The organism is Mesorhizobium sp. M2A.F.Ca.ET.043.02.1.1 (assembly GCF_003952405.1).
GTDB lineage: Bacteria > Pseudomonadota > Alphaproteobacteria > Rhizobiales > Rhizobiaceae > Mesorhizobium.
Genome location: NZ_CP034445.1, coordinates 195,559 through 210,097, shown reverse-complemented (window position 1 = coordinate 210,097; position 14,539 = coordinate 195,559). Strand labels below are relative to the sequence as shown.

Annotated in this window: 14 protein-coding genes; 10 read left to right on the top strand and 4 right to left on the bottom strand. The window is 63.8% G+C overall.

Going from position 1 to position 14,539, the window contains the following annotated elements; translation table 11 throughout:
• Window positions 1-11 precede the first annotated feature (11 nt).
• Window positions 12-1,265 (bottom strand): tyrosine--tRNA ligase, encoded by a 1,254-nt coding sequence (gene tyrS, locus EJ068_RS01020; RefSeq protein ID WP_127253597.1) that lies wholly within the window; start codon window positions 1,263-1,265, stop codon window positions 12-14.
• Between the two features lie 350 nt (window positions 1,266-1,615).
• Between tyrS and EJ068_RS01015 the strand changes: the two genes are divergently transcribed.
• Both EJ068_RS01015 and EJ068_RS01010 read left to right on the top strand, forming a co-directional pair.
• Complete coding sequence (locus EJ068_RS01015) at window positions 1,616-3,259, top strand: glycosyltransferase family 39 protein (RefSeq protein WP_127250859.1); 1,644 nt, start codon at window positions 1,616-1,618, stop codon at window positions 3,257-3,259.
• 47 nt (window positions 3,260-3,306) lie between these two features.
• Window positions 3,307-4,176, top strand: a complete 870-nt coding sequence (locus EJ068_RS01010; protein ID WP_127250860.1) for a phosphatase PAP2 family protein — start codon at window positions 3,307-3,309, stop codon at window positions 4,174-4,176.
• Window positions 4,177-4,202: 26 nt separating this feature from the next.
• Here EJ068_RS01010 and EJ068_RS01005 read toward each other — a convergent pair whose 3' ends face one another.
• On the bottom strand, window positions 4,203-4,877 hold the full coding sequence (locus tag EJ068_RS01005) for an alpha/beta hydrolase (RefSeq protein ID WP_095818525.1): 675 nt from the start codon (window positions 4,875-4,877) through the stop codon (window positions 4,203-4,205).
• Between the two features lie 267 nt (window positions 4,878-5,144).
• On the opposite strand from EJ068_RS01005, the gene EJ068_RS01000 reads away from it, so the two are divergent.
• From EJ068_RS01000 to sufA, 7 genes are all read left to right on the top strand, one after another.
• A complete protein-coding gene (locus EJ068_RS01000; protein WP_127250861.1) occupies window positions 5,145-6,305 on the top strand; it encodes a cysteine desulfurase family protein in 1,161 nt (386 codons plus the stop codon).
• Between the two features lie 190 nt (window positions 6,306-6,495).
• The gene (sufB, locus tag EJ068_RS00995) at window positions 6,496-8,016 is read left to right on the top strand and encodes a Fe-S cluster assembly protein SufB (protein ID WP_127250862.1); all 1,521 of its coding nucleotides are present in this window, start codon (window positions 6,496-6,498) and stop codon (window positions 8,014-8,016) included.
• 26 nt (window positions 8,017-8,042) lie between these two features.
• Window positions 8,043-8,798 carry a Fe-S cluster assembly ATPase SufC gene (gene sufC / locus EJ068_RS00990; protein WP_127250863.1) on the top strand — a complete coding sequence of 252 codons (756 nt, stop codon included), beginning with the start codon at window positions 8,043-8,045 and terminating at the stop codon, window positions 8,796-8,798.
• Window positions 8,799-8,823: 25 nt separating this feature from the next.
• Window positions 8,824-10,095, top strand: a complete 1,272-nt coding sequence (gene sufD / locus EJ068_RS00985) for a Fe-S cluster assembly protein SufD (protein ID WP_127250864.1) — start codon at window positions 8,824-8,826, stop codon at window positions 10,093-10,095.
• 96 nt (window positions 10,096-10,191) lie between these two features.
• The gene (locus tag EJ068_RS00980; RefSeq protein WP_127250865.1) at window positions 10,192-11,433 is read left to right on the top strand and encodes a cysteine desulfurase; all 1,242 of its coding nucleotides are present in this window, start codon (window positions 10,192-10,194) and stop codon (window positions 11,431-11,433) included.
• A gap of 5 nt (window positions 11,434-11,438) precedes the next feature.
• Window positions 11,439-11,831, top strand: coding sequence for an SUF system Fe-S cluster assembly protein (locus EJ068_RS00975; RefSeq protein ID WP_127250866.1), 393 nt, complete (start codon window positions 11,439-11,441; stop codon window positions 11,829-11,831).
• 93 nt (window positions 11,832-11,924) lie between these two features.
• Window positions 11,925-12,305 (top strand): Fe-S cluster assembly scaffold SufA, encoded by a 381-nt coding sequence (gene sufA / locus EJ068_RS00970; RefSeq protein WP_127250867.1) that lies wholly within the window; start codon window positions 11,925-11,927, stop codon window positions 12,303-12,305.
• Between the two features lie 179 nt (window positions 12,306-12,484).
• Here the strand turns inward: sufA and EJ068_RS00965 are convergent, their stop codons facing one another.
• The gene (locus tag EJ068_RS00965) at window positions 12,485-12,982 is read right to left on the bottom strand and encodes a GFA family protein (protein WP_126082471.1); all 498 of its coding nucleotides are present in this window, start codon (window positions 12,980-12,982) and stop codon (window positions 12,485-12,487) included.
• Between the two features lie 89 nt (window positions 12,983-13,071).
• On the opposite strand from EJ068_RS00965, the gene EJ068_RS00960 reads away from it, so the two are divergent.
• Window positions 13,072-13,395: a TfoX/Sxy family protein gene (locus tag EJ068_RS00960; protein WP_127250868.1), complete on the top strand. Its 324-nt coding sequence runs from the start codon at window positions 13,072-13,074 to the stop codon at window positions 13,393-13,395.
• Window positions 13,396-13,603: 208 nt separating this feature from the next.
• Here EJ068_RS00960 and EJ068_RS00955 read toward each other — a convergent pair whose 3' ends face one another.
• Entirely contained in the window at window positions 13,604-14,521 is a 918-nt protein-coding gene (locus tag EJ068_RS00955) for a pseudouridine-5'-phosphate glycosidase (RefSeq protein WP_127250869.1), read from the bottom strand.
• Between the last annotated feature and the right edge of the window lie 18 nt (window positions 14,522-14,539).

Sequence of the window (14,539 nt, the reverse complement as noted above, 5' to 3'; positions counted from 1 at the left end):
GGCGCGGTCGATCAGATCGGCCGCACCAGCACGTGTTTCTTCTTGCCGAGCGAGAGCTTCACCACGCCTTCCGGGCCGAGGTCCAGGGACGTGACGATGCGCCGGTCGTCGGTCAAGGGCTGATCGTTGATGCGCACCGCGCCGCCCTGGATATGCCGGCGCGCTTCGCCGTTCGAGCCGGCCAGCCCGGCTGTTACGAACAGCGCCAGGATGCCGATCCCGGCTTCGAGGTCCGATTTGGCGACTTCGACGCTGGGCAGCGTGTCGGCGAGCGCGCCTTCCTCGAAGGTCTTGCGCGCTGTCTCGCTTGCCATTTCGGCCGCCTCGCGGCCGTGCAGCATGGCCGTGATCTCGGTGGCGAGGATTTTCTTCGCCTCATTGATTTCCGAGCCGCCGAGCTTTTCCAGCCGCGCCACCTCCTCCAGCGGCAGCGTGGTGTAAAGCTTCAAGAAGCGGCCGACATCGGCGTCCTCGGTGTTGCGCCAGTACTGCCAGAATTCGTAGGGGCTCAGCATGTCGCCGTCGAGCCAGACTGCGCCCGAGGCCGACTTGCCCATCTTGGCGCCGGACGAGGTGGTGAGCAGCGGCGTGGTCATGGCGAAGAGCTGTACGCCCTCCATGCGGTGGCCGAGGTCGATGCCGTTGACGATGTTGCCCCACTGGTCCGAGCCGCCCATCTGCAGCCGGCAGCCGACGCGCTTGTAGAGCTCGACGAAGTCGTAGGCCTGCAGGATCATGTAGTTGAACTCAAGGAAGGACAGCGACTGCTCGCGGTCGAGCCTGAGCTTCACGCTGTCGAAGGCGAGCATGCGGTTGACGGAGAAGTGCCGGCCGACGTCGCGCAGGAAATTGACGTAGTTGATCTCCATCAGCCAGTCGGCGTTGTTGACCATGACCGCGTCGCCGGGGCCGCTGCCGAACTTCAGGTAAGGCGCGAAATTGCGGCGGATGCCGACGAGATTGTCCTCGATGTCCTGTGGGGTGAGCAGCTTGCGGGCCTCGTCCTTGAAGGACGGGTCGCCGATCATCGAGGTGCCGCCGCCCATCAGCGCGATCGGCCGATGGCCCGTCTGTTGCAGCCAGTGCAGCATCATGATCTGGATCAACGATCCGGCATGCAGACTCCGGGCGGTGGCGTCGAAGCCGATATAGGCGCTCACCGTTTCCTTGGCGAAAAGCTGGTCGAGGGCGGATTCATCCGAAATCTGGTGGATGAAGCCGCGCTCGCTCATGATGCGCAGGAAATCGGATTTGAAGGCGGACATTTGTTCTTCCTGGAGGTCGCCGGGCACTTGGCCATGCTTGATATGAAGGCGCGCGTTTAGCATCCAAGCGCGATCAGCAAAAGTGGTTTCCGGTTTTGCGTCCGATCGCGCTTCAACTGGGCAACCCAGCGATCAGCAAAAGTGGTTTCCGGTTTTGCGTCCGATCGCGCTTCAACTGGGCAACCCAGCGATCAGCAAAAGTGGTTTCCGGTTTTGCGTCCGATCGGACGCGGCGGCCAGGCGTCCTTGCTTCGTCCATTTTGCTGTCGTAATGAGGCGCCGCGCAAAGGCAGGCGCCTATGCGCCGCGACGGGACCATCCCGCAGTTTCAAATCGGACGAGCTCCCGCGATGAACAGGAACTACATTCTCCTCTTTCTGTTCAGCATTGTCATGACCGTCAGCGGGCTGGCCAGCCTGCCGCCGGTGGACCGCGACGAGTCCCGCTTCGTCCAGGCGACCAAGCAGATGGTCGAGACGGGTGACTATGTCGACATACGCCTGCAGGACGTCACGCGCTACAAGAAGCCGATCGGCATCTATTGGCTGCAGTCGGCGGCGGTGGCGCTGAGCGGCGAGGGGGCGGCGGCGCCGATCTGGGTCTATCGCCTGGTCTCGATGCTGGGCATCGCGATTGCGGTCGTCGGCATCGGCTGGACCGGGACAAAGCTCTTCGGCGCCAATGCCGGGCTCGCCGCCGGCCTGATGATGGCGGCGATCTTCGCCACCGCCTTCGAGGGACGCGACGCCAAGACCGACGCGATGCTTCTCGCCTGCTGCGTGATCGCGCAGGGCGCGTTGGCCCAGGTCTATATGGCGGCCAAGCGCAACGAGCCGGTACCCGGGCATCTGCCGTGGATATTCTGGATCGCGCAAGGGTTGGGCATCCTGATCAAGGGTCCGGTCTCGCCGCTCTTGTCGCTGCTCACGGCCGCGGCGCTTATTGCCTTCGACCGCGACTGGCGCTGGCTGCTGAAGATGAAGCTGGTGCGCGGCGTCCTGATCGTGCTCGTGATCGTGCTGCCATGGCTGATCCTCATCACCTGGAAGAGCGGCGGCGCCTTCTTCCAGGAGGCGGTCGGCAAGGACATGCTGAACAAGGTGGCGCAGGGCGAGGAATCGCACGGCCTGCCGCCCGGCTTCTATATGCTCACCTACTCGCTGTTCATGTGGCCGTTCGGGCTGATCGCGGTCGGCGCCGGGCTGCAGGCGATCAACCGGTTCTGGGACGATCCGCGCCTGCGCTTCTGCCTGGCCTGGTACATCCCGTTCTGGCTGGTGTTCGAGGCGATCCCGACCAAGCTGCCGCATTATGTGATGCCGGCCTATCCAGGCATGGCGCTTTTGATCGGCTGGCTGCTCACCTTGCCGGCGGACCAGGCCAACGCGCCGTTGAAGCGCTGGCAGACATGGCTGTGGTGGGCGACCGCCTTCGGCCTTGCCGTGGTGGCGATCGGCCTCGCCGTGGTCTGCGTCGGCGCGCCGCTCTATCTCGCCAAGACCTTCGCCTGGTGGAGCATACCGGCGGCGATCGCCGCTCTTGTCACCGGCTATCTTGCCTTCCCGCGGCAATTGCAGGTGCCGCTTCCACGCATCGCCGCGATCGCCGTCGGCGCCGGGATCACCTTCAGCCTGCTGTTCGGCGTCATCGCGCCGTCGCTGAAGCCGATCTGGCTTAGCCCCGCGATCAAGACCGCGGTCGACGCCAACCGCCTTTGCGAGACCACCGTGCTCGCCTCGGCGAAATTCCAGGAGCCGAGCCTGGTCTTCCTGGTCGGCACCAAGACCGTGCTCACCGACGTCGAGGGCGTGGCGCGGCATCTGCTCGACGATCCGTCCTGCGCGCTCGGCCTGGCGCCGATCAAGGACGAGCAGAAGCTTGCCGATGTGCTGACCGCCCAGGGCAAGTCGGCCAAGCGGCTGACCGAGATCGACGGCATCAACTATTCGTCAGGAGACAAGCTTGCGCTCGGGCTTTACCGGGTGGCGCCGTGATGAATAGCCTCGGGCATCGAATGCCCCTATAGACTCGCGCCAAAGCCATGTCCGCCGCGCCCTTTGCCCTTTACCGCCGCTCGCTCGGCAATTTCCGCGACACGATGTCGATCGTGATGCGACGCTTTGCCGTGCGGCCGGCGCGCTATCCGCGAATCCTATGGAGCGTCTGGCTCATAGCCTGGGTGCTGCTCATCATTGCGACCTTCCTGCGCCTCGACGCCGGCGCAGGCGAAATGCGCGGCGAATGGTCACCCGGCTTCGTGCGCTTCACCGATTTCTTCACGCAGTTCGGCCTCGGCGGGTGGTACCTCATTCCGTCAGCGCTCTGCCTCGTCGCCGCCAATCTGACGGATTGGCGCGGCCTTTCCCGGCAAGGCCGAATGCTGGTCTACAACTGGACGTGCTTCGCCTTCCTGGTGCTCTGCGCCGTCGGCCTTTCTGGCCTCGCGGTCAACCTGTTGAAATACGGCATCGGCCGGGCCCGGCCGCTTTATTTCGACAGCTTCGGCGTCCTGTCGCTGCATCCTTTCGCCATGGACGCGCGCTTCGCCGGCTTTCCGTCCGGTCACGCCACGACGATGGGCGCGGTGTTCGGCATCCTGCTGCTTTTGTTCCCACGCCGCTGGTATATCGCGCTGGCGGTCACCGCCTGCATTGCCTCGACACGCGTCTTCGTCGGCGCGCATTATCCAAGCGATACGGTTGCGGGCTTCGGCCTAGGGCTGGCGTTTGCTGTTGCCTCGGGGCTGGTGTTCGCCCGGCTCGGTTTCATCTTCGGCCAGACAAGCGCGAAGCTGCCGGTGCGCAAACGGACATTCCGGCTGGCACCCTCCCGCGCGCCGAGAGGCAGGACTTCGATGGCCGGCTCGGTCGACGCCAGCGGGATCGGCGCCGACCGAACCCAGGCCCCATAAGGGACCCGGGCTGGCACTCTTCGGGCTTAGCGCAGCCGCTTCGGCCGAGGATCCGCGAGCTCGCCGGCGAGGCGCCGGTCGAGATAGTCAGCGCATTCGTGGATCAGCAACTCGGCGTCATTGGCGAAGAAATGGTTGGCGCCGGGCAGCGTCTTCTGGGTGATGGTGATGCCCTTTTGGGTGTGCAGCTTGTCGACAAGCCCCTGCACGTCCTTGGGCGGCGCCACCTTGTCGGCATCCCCATGGATGATCAGGCCGGATGACGGGCAAGGCGCCAGGAAGGAGAAATCATAGGTGTTGGGCTGCGGCGCCACCGAGATGAAGCCCTCGATCTCCGGCCGGCGCATCAGAAGCTGCATGCCGATCCACGAGCCGAAGGAATAGCCGGCGACCCAGCAGCTTTTCGAATCCGGATGCAGGGACTGCACCCAGTCGAGCGCCGCGGCCGCGTCCGACAATTCACCGGTGCCGTGGTCGAACTCGCCCTGGCTGCGGCCGATACCGCGGAAATTGAAGCGCAGCACAGTGAAATCGCGCTTTTGGAACATGTAGAAGAGGTCGTAGACGATCTTGTTGTTCATCGTGCCGCCGAATTGCGGGTGCGGATGCAGCACGATGGCGATCGGGGCGCTCTTTTCCTTCGAGGGCTGGTAGCGTCCCTCCAGGCGACCAGCCGGACCGGCGAAAATGACCTCAGGCATAAAATACTCCACGTGGCATATGAATGCGCTAGCCCGGAACTCTTTCGGCCCTAACTGTCCTGCGGCCCCAAACCTTCTGTGGCCTTGACGCCGGGCGAGCGTCTTCCTAGAAGCTAGTTTAGAATTGTTCAAAACTGGGAGGCCGAAACCCGATGGTCCGGCCGCCCGCGCCGCAAGCCGGGTAAATAGGACGGCTTGCCTTGCAATTTCAAGGAAATAACGCGCTATCCTCGCGGGATAGTTGGCGGAAGGACGAACTGAGCGAAAATGGCCGCAACCCGCGCCTATCTCGACTACAACGCCAGCGCGCCGCTCCTTGCGGAAGCGCGGGCGGCGATGGTCGCCGCGCTCGATGCCGCCAACCCGTCATCGGTTCACACCGAGGGCCGCGCCGCGCGCCGGCTGGTCGAGGACGCGCGCCGCGACGTGGCGCGGCTGGTCAACGCCAGGTCCGAGCATGTCGTGTTCACCTCCGGCGCCACCGAAGCCGCCTCGACGCTGCTTACGCCGGACTGGCAGATGGGGCGCGGCGCCATCCGCATGAGCCATCTCTACGTTTCGGCGGCCGACCATCCCTGCATCCTCAATGGCGGGCGCTTCGCGCCGGCGCAGGTGACGAGGATCGGCGTTGACAGCAACGGCATCGCCGATATCGAGGCGCTTGCTGCTGCGCTTGCTCAGCATGACAAGGCGGCTGGCCTGCCGCTGGTGGCGATCCACGCCGCCAACAATGAGACCGGCGTTGTCCAGCCGGTCGGTCGCATTGCCGAGATCGTCAAGGCCGCCGGCGGGGTGCTGGTCGTCGACGCCGTGCAGGCCGCCGGGCGGATTCCGCTCAATATGTCAGTTCCTTATGCCGATTACCTGATCCTGTCCTCGCACAAGATCGGCGGTCCCAAGGGCGTCGGCGCGATCGTCGCCGCGTCCGACCTGATGATGCCGCGGCCGCTGGTCAATGGCGGCGGCCAGGAGAAGGGCCATCGCGCCGGGACGGAAAACGTTGCCGGGATCGCCGGTTTCGGCGCCGCCGCGCGGGCAGCGCTTGCCGGCCTCGGCAATATGGACGCCATCGCGCGCCGGCGCGACGAGGTCGAAGCCATCGTGACCGAACTGGCGCCGGACGCGGAAATCTTCGGAAATGGCGCTCAGAGGCTTGCCAACACGACATTCTTCGCTATTCCCGGCGTCAAGGCCGAGACGGCGCAGATCGCTTTCGATCTTGCCGGCGTCGCGCTGTCGGCGGGCTCGGCCTGCTCATCGGGAAAGGTCGGGCCAAGCCATGTGCTGAAGGCCATGGGCCATGGCGACAGCTTGGGCGCCTTGCGCGTGTCGATCGGCCGCGCGACCGGCGCCGAGGAGATAGAGGCCTTCCGGGCCGCGCTGGCGGGCATCGTCGCGCGCCGGGCGGGTAAGGAAGAAGCCGCCTGACGGCGGCGAAGACGAATTCAGGCCCTGCGGCCTGGTAGAGTGGTGCGTTTTGTCCTGGCCGGGTGAATTTCCGGCGGATACGCACTATATGGAGCTTACTCCGCTGCGCACCCCTGCCGGGATGCGATCACAGCGGTGCCATAGTTTGAAAACTGCCGGGCCTTGACCCCGGCGTGGATGGAGAACGCTTATGCCTGCTGTGCAGGAGACGATCGATCGAGTCCGAAAGATCGACGTCGACCAGTATAAATACGGATTCCAGACAGAGATCGAGATGGACAAGGCCCCGAAGGGCCTGAGCGAGGACATCATTCGCTTCATCTCGGCCAAGAAGGATGAGCCGGACTGGATGCTGGAATGGCGTCTGGGGGCCTATCGCCGCTGGCTGACGCTGGAAGAGCCGACCTGGGCGCGCGTCCACTATCCGAAGATCGACTTCCAGGACATTTATTACTACGCCGCGCCGAAGAGCACGCCGGGGCCGAAGTCGCTGAGAGAAGTCGACCCTGAACTGCTCAAGGTCTATGAAAAGCTCGGCATTCCGCTCAAGGAGCAGGAAATCCTGGCCGGCGTGCAGAAGCTCGCGGCGGTGGACGAGGAAGCGGAGATAGGCGACAACGTCTACAAGTCCGGCCGCGTCGCGGTCGACGCCGTGTTCGATTCGGTTTCCGTGGTCACCACCTTCAAGGAAGAGCTCGCCAAGGCGGGCGTCATCTTCTGCTCGATCTCGGAAGCGATCCGCGAGCATTCGGAACTGGTCAAGAAATATCTCGGCTCCGTGGTGCCGACCTCGGACAATTTTTACGCGACGTTGAACTCGGCCGTGTTCACCGACGGTTCCTTCGTCTTCGTGCCGAAGGGCGTGCGCTGCCCGATGGAATTGTCGACCTATTTCCGCATCAACGAGAAGAACACCGGCCAGTTCGAGCGCACGCTGATCATCGCCGAGGAGGGGGCTTACGTCTCCTATCTCGAAGGCTGCACGGCGCCGCAGCGCGACGAGAACCAGCTGCACGCGGCGGTGGTCGAGTTGATCGCGCTCGACGATGCCGAGATCAAATATTCAACGGTGCAAAACTGGTATCCCGGCGACGCCGAGGGCAAGGGCGGCATCTACAATTTCGTCACCAAGCGCGGCGACTGCCGCGGCGACCGCTCGAAGATCTCGTGGACGCAGGTCGAGACGGGTTCGGCCATCACCTGGAAATATCCGAGCTGCATCCTGCGCGGCGACGATTCCTCGGGCGAGTTCTATTCGATCGCGGTGTCGAACGGCTATCAGCAGGTCGATAGCGGCACCAAGATGATCCATCTCGGCAAGAACACGTCGAGCCGCATCATCTCCAAGGGCATCGCCGCCGGCTTCTCGCAGAACACCTATCGCGGCCAGGTCTCGGCGCACCGCAAGGCGGCCAACGCGCGCAACTTCACCAATTGCGACTCGCTTTTGATCGGCGACCAGTGCGGCGCGCACACCGTGCCTTACATGGAAGCCAAGAACGCGACGGCGAAGTTCGAGCACGAGGCGACGACGTCGAAGATTTCCGAGGACCAGAAGTTCTACGTCATGCAGCGCGGCATCCCCGAAGAGGAAGCGATCGCGCTGATCGTCAACGGCTTCGTCAAGGATGTCATCCAGCAGCTGCCGATGGAGTTCGCCGTCGAGGCGCAGAAGCTGATCGGCATCAGCCTCGAGGGTTCGGTCGGCTGACCGCAAAAGTTATTCAGGAAGAAACTATGCTTGAGATCAGGAATTTGCATGCGCGCATCGTCGATGACGGCACCGAGATCATCCGCGGCCTGAACCTGACGGTGAAAGCCGGCGAGGTCGCCGCCATCATGGGTCCGAACGGCTCGGGCAAGTCGACGTTGTCCTATATCCTCGCCGGCCGCGAGGACTATGAGGTCACCGAGGGCGACATCCTCTATAACGGCCAGTCGATCCTCGAAATGGACCCGGCCGAACGCGCCACCGCCGGCATCTTCCTCGCTTTCCAGTATCCGATGGAGATACCGGGCGTGGCGACCATGGAATTCCTGAAAGTGGCGATGAACGAGCAGCGCAAGGCGCGCGGCGAGGAGCCGCTCAAGGTGCCGGAGTTCCTCAAGCGCGTGAAGGAAGCCGCGGCTTCGCTCAGCATGGACATGAACATGCTGAAGCGGCCGCTCAATGTCGGCTTCTCCGGCGGGGAAAAGAAGCGCGCCGAGATCCTGCAGATGAAGCTGCTGGAGCCAAAACTCTGCGTGCTCGACGAGACCGATTCCGGCCTCGACATCGACGCGCTGAAGATCGTGTCCGATGGCGTCAATGCGCTGCGTTCGCCGGAGCGCGCCATCGTCGTCATCACCCACTACCAGCGCCTGCTCGAGCACATCGTGCCGGATTCGGTGCACGTGCTCTACAAGGGCCAGGTCATCAAGTCGGGCGACAAGTCGCTGGCGCTCGATCTCGAGGCCAACGGCTATGCCGGTGTGATAGGCGAAGCCGCGTAAGATGGGAGCGGTCGAGGCGAAAGTCATGAACATGCATGCACAGCCCCAGCGGACCTTGGCCGAGATGGCGCTGATCGACGCCTTTGGCGAGCGGCTGTCGCAACTGCCCGGCGACGGCGCCGTGATGGTCAAGCGCGACGACGCGATCGAGGCGATCAAGCACGGCCTGCCGACGCGGCGCGTCGAATCCTGGCATTACACGGACCTGCGGCGGTTGCTGACCAACGTGCCGGCCTTCGAGGCCGACGCCGTGGCCAAGGCACTTGCGCCGGTTCTTGAAGGGTCGGCCGTGCTGCCTGTGCTGAACGGAGTTTCGCAGGCGAAGCTGCCGGAGATCGACGGCGTCACGGTGCAGCGCCTGTCGGAAAAGCTGACCGACGGCAGCGTCGCGCCGGGACTCGATCCCTATGGCGACGACGATGCGATCGGCGCTCTCAACACCGCCTTCGTCGCCGACGGCTATTTCGTCGATATCGCCGACGGTGCCGAGCTGGAAAAGCCGATCGAATTGCAGAACCTGCAGGCTGGCGGCCAGTCGCATGTGCGGCTGTTGGCGCGTGTCGGGGCCGGCGCCAAGGCGGTCATCGTCGAGCGCCAGACGGGCGAGGGCGACGAGGCGCTGGTCTCGTCGGTCAGCCAGCTCGTGGTCGGTGACGGCGCGGAAGTGACCTGGCTGATCGTGCAGGAGCAGCCGGATACAGCCACGCATCTCGCCCAGTTCAAGGCGCATATCGGCAAGGATGCCAAGCTGACGCTGTTCGTGATGAATGCCGGCGGCAGGCTCGTTCGCCAGGAGGTCGTCGTCAGGACGACGGGCGAGGGCGCCGATTTCAAACTGCGCGGCATCAACCTTCTTGCCGGCGACACGCATACCGACACCACCATGGTGCTCGACCATGCCGTGCCGCACACGACGTCTACGGAAGTGATCCGCAATGTGGTGACCGGCAAGGCGCGCGGCGTCTTCCAGGGCCGCATCAACGTGCATCAATATGCGCAGAAAACCAATGCCAAGATGGCCTGCAACACGCTGCTTCTGTCGGATGACGGCGAGTTCTCGACCAAGCCGGAGCTGGAGATCTTCGCCGACGACGTGGTCTGCGGCCACGGCGCGACGGTCACCGAGATCGACCATAACCATCTGTTCTACCTGATGGCGCGCGGTATCGACGAAAAGTCGGCGCGGGGCCTTCTGGTGAAGGCGTTCGTGGCCGAAGTGATCGAGGAACTTGACGACGAGGCACTCGTCGAAGCGCTGGAAGAGCGGCTCGACGGCTGGTTTTCGACGCATGGCTAACGCCTAGCCTTCTCCCCGTTCACGGGGAGAAGGTGGCCCGAAGGGCCGGATGAGGGGTGCGTGACAGAGTGAGGCGGTGCCTCGGAAGAGCTTGTGATGGACCAGAAGATCGAAACCACCCCCTACGACGTCGAGGCGATCCGCCGCGACTTCCCGATCCTGTCGCGAGAAGTCTATGGCAAGAAGCTGGTCTATCTCGACAACGGCGCCTCGGCGCAGAAGCCGCAGGTGGTGCTCGATACGATCCAGCATGCCTATAGCCAAGAATACGCCAACGTCCATCGCGGCCTGCATTTCCTGTCCAACGCCGCGACCGACGCCTATGAGAACGCGCGCAAGTCCGTGCAGCGTTTTCTCAATGCGCCGAGCACCGACAACATCGTCTTCACCTCCAACACCACTTCGGCGATCAACACGGTCGCTTACGGCTATGGCATGCCGAGGATCGGCGAGGGCGACGAGATCGTGCTGTCGATCATGGAGCACCATTCCAACATCGTGCCTTGGCATTTCATCCGCGAGCGGCAGGGCGCGAAGCTGGTCTGGGTGCCGGTCGACGATCTCGGCGCCTTCCATATCGAGGAATTCGAAAAGCGGCTGACCTCGCGCACGAAACTGGTCGCCATCACGCAGATGTCCAACGCGCTAGGCACGGTGACGCCGATCAAGGAGATCGTGCGCATCGCGCATGCGCGTGGAATTCCTGTCCTCGTGGACGGCAGCCAGAGCGCCGTCCATATGCCGATCGACGTGCAGGACCTCGACTGCGATTTCTTCGTCTTCACCGGCCACAAGGTCTACGGCCCGTCGGGCATCGGCGTGCTCTATGGCAAGAAGGATCGGCTGGAAGAGATGCGGCCCTTCATGGGCGGCGGCGAGATGATCGAGGAAGTGACTGAGGATATCGTCACCTACAACGATCCGCCGCACCGTTTCGAGGCCGGCACGCCGCCGATCGTACAGGCGATCGGCCTGGGTGCCGCGCTCGACTACATGGAAAAAATCGGCCGCAAACGCATCGCGGGGCACGAGGCGGACCTCAAGACCTACGCGCACGAGCGGCTGCGGGCGATTAATTCGCTGCGCATCTTTGGCGACGCGCCGGGCAAGGGCGCCATCATCTCGTTCGAATTGCAGGGTATCCATGCGCATGACGTGTCGATGGTGATCGACCGGCAAGGTGTTGCCGTCCGCGCGGGCACGCATTGCGCCCAGCCGCTGTTGAAACGCTTCGGCGTCACCTCCACATGCAGGGCATCGTTCGGCATGTATAATACGAGGGCCGAAGTGGACGCTTTGGCCGAGGCGCTGGAAAAGGCGCGAAAGTTCTTCGGGTGATGATCATGGACGATGTGAGCGCGACCGCAGAGACTGTGCCGGAAACGGTGGGTAACAGCGTCGTTTCGGCCTCGGCGATCCCCGCCGACGAGCTGGCGCGGCTGACCGACGACATCGTTTCCGCGCTGAAGACGGTCTACGACCCGGAAATCCCGGCCGACATCTATGAGCTCGGCCTGGTCTACAAGATCGACATCGAGGACGACCGTTCGGTCAAGATCGACATGACCCTGACCGCGCCGGGCTGCCCGGTGGCCGGTGAAATGCCCGGATGGGTCGAGAATGCCGTCGGCGCCGTCGAAGGCGTTTCCGGTGTCGAGGTGAACATGGTGTTCGATCCGCCCTGGACGCCCGACCGCATGTCGGAAGAGGCGCAGGTCGCGGTGGGTTGGTATTGAGACCGGTACCCTTGCGCCTCGGGTAAAACTTCACCATTTTAGGTGAGAATCATTCGGCAGGCCTTGAACCTGCAGGGAATGGAGAAGGAAAATATGGGACGCTTCGCCGTCATCACGATGACCGAAAAGGCCGCCGACCGCGTGCGCGAGATCGTCGCAACGCGTGACAACGCGCATGGCATCCGCCTCGGCATCAAGAAGGGCGGTTGCGCGGGCATGGAATACACCATCGATCTGGTGATCGAGCCGAACGTCAAGGACGACCACATCGAGCGCGACGGCGCGCATGTCTATGTCGCGCCGGAAGCCGCGCTCTTCCTGTTCGGCACCGAGATGGATTTCGAGCAGACGACGCTGCGCACCGGCTTTACCTTCAAGAACCCGAACCAGAGCTCGGCCTGCGGCTGCGGCGAATCCGTAGAATTGAAGCCGGCCGACCTCAAGGCGCTGGCTGAGGCGCGCGCGTCGGCCTGATCTTCCTTCGCCCCGTTTACGGGGAGAAGGTGGCCCGAAGGGCCGGATGAGGGGTAGGTGCGAAGTTTTGAGAGGCTGGCGCAGCCTGCCGGCGTTCGTCATTCCAAAAGCCAAGCAATTGGCTTTTCGTCCGCTTCGCGGACCACACCTCACCTCCCCGTAGAACGGGGAGAAGAAAGCTAATCGACCCACATGCCCGTGCGCTTATGCCAGTCGGCGATCGATTCCTCTGGATAGACCTCGAAGACCTTGTCCTTCTTGCCGATCACCGGCTCGACCCAGTTCGCTTTGTATTTCAGCATCAGATGCACCTTTTCCGGTGGCTTCGGCAGGTCGGTGTCGATTGCCGAGGCGAAGGGATGGACAAGCTCCGGCCAGGTCGGGTCGTAGAGCCAGAGGGCCGAGCCGCATTTGCGACAGAAATTGCGCTCGCCGGTCGAGACCTCGCAATGCGGATGCTCGTCATCCTCGATTTCGGCGCGATAGACGCCGAGGCTGCGCTTGCCCGTGATTTTCAAGGTGTCGTAGTCGGCGCCGAGATTGATGGCGAAACCGCCGCCGCCCTGCTGCTTGCGGCAGATCGAGCAGTAGCAGAGCATGAACGGCACCGGCGTGTGGCTATCCACCTCGAACCGGACGGCGCCGCAGCGGCAGGAGCCTTTGAGCAGGACAGGCATGGCGGGAACTCCGTTTTCAGGTCTCAACCTGTCAGCATGCCTTTGGTTGCGGCGATGACAAGGCCGATGGCGGATGAGATCATCGCGCCATGGATAATACGCGCCTCGAAGAACTGTTCGAAAGCCTGGGCCCGATCAGCATCCGAAAACTGTTCGGCGGTAAGGGCATCTATTGCGACGGCGTCATCGTCGCGGTGGTGGTGCGCGGCGAACTGCTGCTCAAGGCGGATGAGGAAACCATTCCCGATTTCGAGGCCGCCGGCTGCAGCCAGTGGACCTATACCGGCTCGCGCCACGGCAAGGACGTGGCGATGCCCTATTGGAGCGTGCCCGACGAGGCGTTCGACGATCCGGACGAGATGGCCGTGTGGGCGCGGCGTGCTTATGAGGCGGGAAGACGAGCGGGGAAGTGATTTGATCCGTTATTGAACACTACGAAGGGCACGTCGAGGCCGCCCCCTCATCCGGCCGCTTCGCGGCCACCTTCTCCCCAGCTGGGGAGAAGAGGTTGGCGCAGGGGCTGGCAGCTCCTCTCCCCTCGGGGAGAGGTCGGATTGCCCCGAATTGCTCTTCGCAATTCGGCCTTGGCAATCCGGGTGAGGGGGCCTTCGACGTGTGCCCTTACAGTGCCTTCGCGATCTCCGCCGCCAGCCGGGCATTGTTCTCGACCAGCGCGATGTTGGTCTTGAGGCTGCGGCCGCCGGTGAGTTCGAGGATCTTCGACAAGAGGAAGGGCGTCACCGCCTTGCCGGTGACATTCTGCGCCTCGGCGGCCTTCTGCGCGGCGTCGATATAGCCGGCCATTTCGTCGGCCGGGATCTCGTCATTCTGCGGCACGGGATTGGCGACCAGAATGCCGCCGCCCAGGCCCAGCGCCTGGCGCGTGCGGTAGAAATGGGCGATGTCCCCAGGCGCCTGCAGCGTCAGCGGCGCGCGGAAGGGTGACTGCCTCGACCAGAAGGCCGGCATCGTCTCGCTGCCATGGCCGATGACCGGCACGCCGCGTGTCTCCAGCACTTCCAGCGTCTTTTCGATGTCGAGGATCGCCTTGGCGCCGGCCGAGACGACGATGACCGGCGTGCGCGCCAGCTCGTCGAGGTCGGCCGAGATATCAAAACTCTTTTCGGCGCCCTTGTGGACGCCGCCGATGCCGCCGGTGGCGAACACTTTTATGCCGGCCATGTGCGCGGCAATCATCGTGGCCGCAACCGTGGTGCCGCCGGTGCGCTTTTGAGCGACCGCGAAGCCGAGATCGGCGCGCGACAGCTTCATGGCGTCGCCCGTCATGGCAAGCGATTCGCGTTCGCCGTCCGAGAGGCCGATCTTGATGCGGCCGTCGACCACGGCGATCGTCGCCGGCACCGCGCCGGCATCGGCGATGATCTGCTCGACCTTGGCCGCCATGGCGCCATTGTCGGGGTAGGGCATGCCGTGGGTGATGATCGTCGATTCCAGCGCCACCACGGGCCGGCCGGCGGCAAGCGCATCCGCCACGGGCGGGTGGACATCGACGAAGGGGCGGGCGGTTTCCGGCGTCATGGCTGTTCTCCGACAAGG

Bases quoted from the DNA above. Each gene is read 5' to 3' on its own strand.
- EJ068_RS01000 (WP_127250861.1), top strand. From the start codon at position 5,145: ATGGCCGCAACCCGCGCCTATCTCGACTACAACGCCAGCGCGCCGCTC.
- EJ068_RS01005 (WP_095818525.1), bottom strand. From the start codon at position 4,877: ATGCCTGAGGTCATTTTCGCCGGTCCGGCTGGTCGCCTGGAGGGACGC.
- EJ068_RS00955 (WP_127250869.1), bottom strand. From the start codon at position 14,521: ATGACGCCGGAAACCGCCCGCCCCTTCGTCGATGTCCACCCGCCCGTG.
- sufA (WP_127250867.1), top strand. From the start codon at position 11,925: ATGGGACGCTTCGCCGTCATCACGATGACCGAAAAGGCCGCCGACCGC.
- sufD (WP_127250864.1), top strand. From the start codon at position 8,824: ATGAACATGCATGCACAGCCCCAGCGGACCTTGGCCGAGATGGCGCTG.
- EJ068_RS01015 (WP_127250859.1), top strand. From the start codon at position 1,616: ATGAACAGGAACTACATTCTCCTCTTTCTGTTCAGCATTGTCATGACC.
- tyrS (WP_127253597.1), bottom strand. From the start codon at position 1,265: ATGTCCGCCTTCAAATCCGATTTCCTGCGCATCATGAGCGAGCGCGGC.
- sufB (WP_127250862.1), top strand. From the start codon at position 6,496: ATGCCTGCTGTGCAGGAGACGATCGATCGAGTCCGAAAGATCGACGTC.
- EJ068_RS00975 (WP_127250866.1), top strand. From the start codon at position 11,439: ATGGACGATGTGAGCGCGACCGCAGAGACTGTGCCGGAAACGGTGGGT.
- sufC (WP_127250863.1), top strand. From the start codon at position 8,043: ATGCTTGAGATCAGGAATTTGCATGCGCGCATCGTCGATGACGGCACC.
- EJ068_RS00960 (WP_127250868.1), top strand. From the start codon at position 13,072: ATGGATAATACGCGCCTCGAAGAACTGTTCGAAAGCCTGGGCCCGATC.
- EJ068_RS00980 (WP_127250865.1), top strand. From the start codon at position 10,192: ATGGACCAGAAGATCGAAACCACCCCCTACGACGTCGAGGCGATCCGC.
- EJ068_RS00965 (WP_126082471.1), bottom strand. From the start codon at position 12,982: ATGCCTGTCCTGCTCAAAGGCTCCTGCCGCTGCGGCGCCGTCCGGTTC.
- EJ068_RS01010 (WP_127250860.1), top strand. From the start codon at position 3,307: ATGTCCGCCGCGCCCTTTGCCCTTTACCGCCGCTCGCTCGGCAATTTC.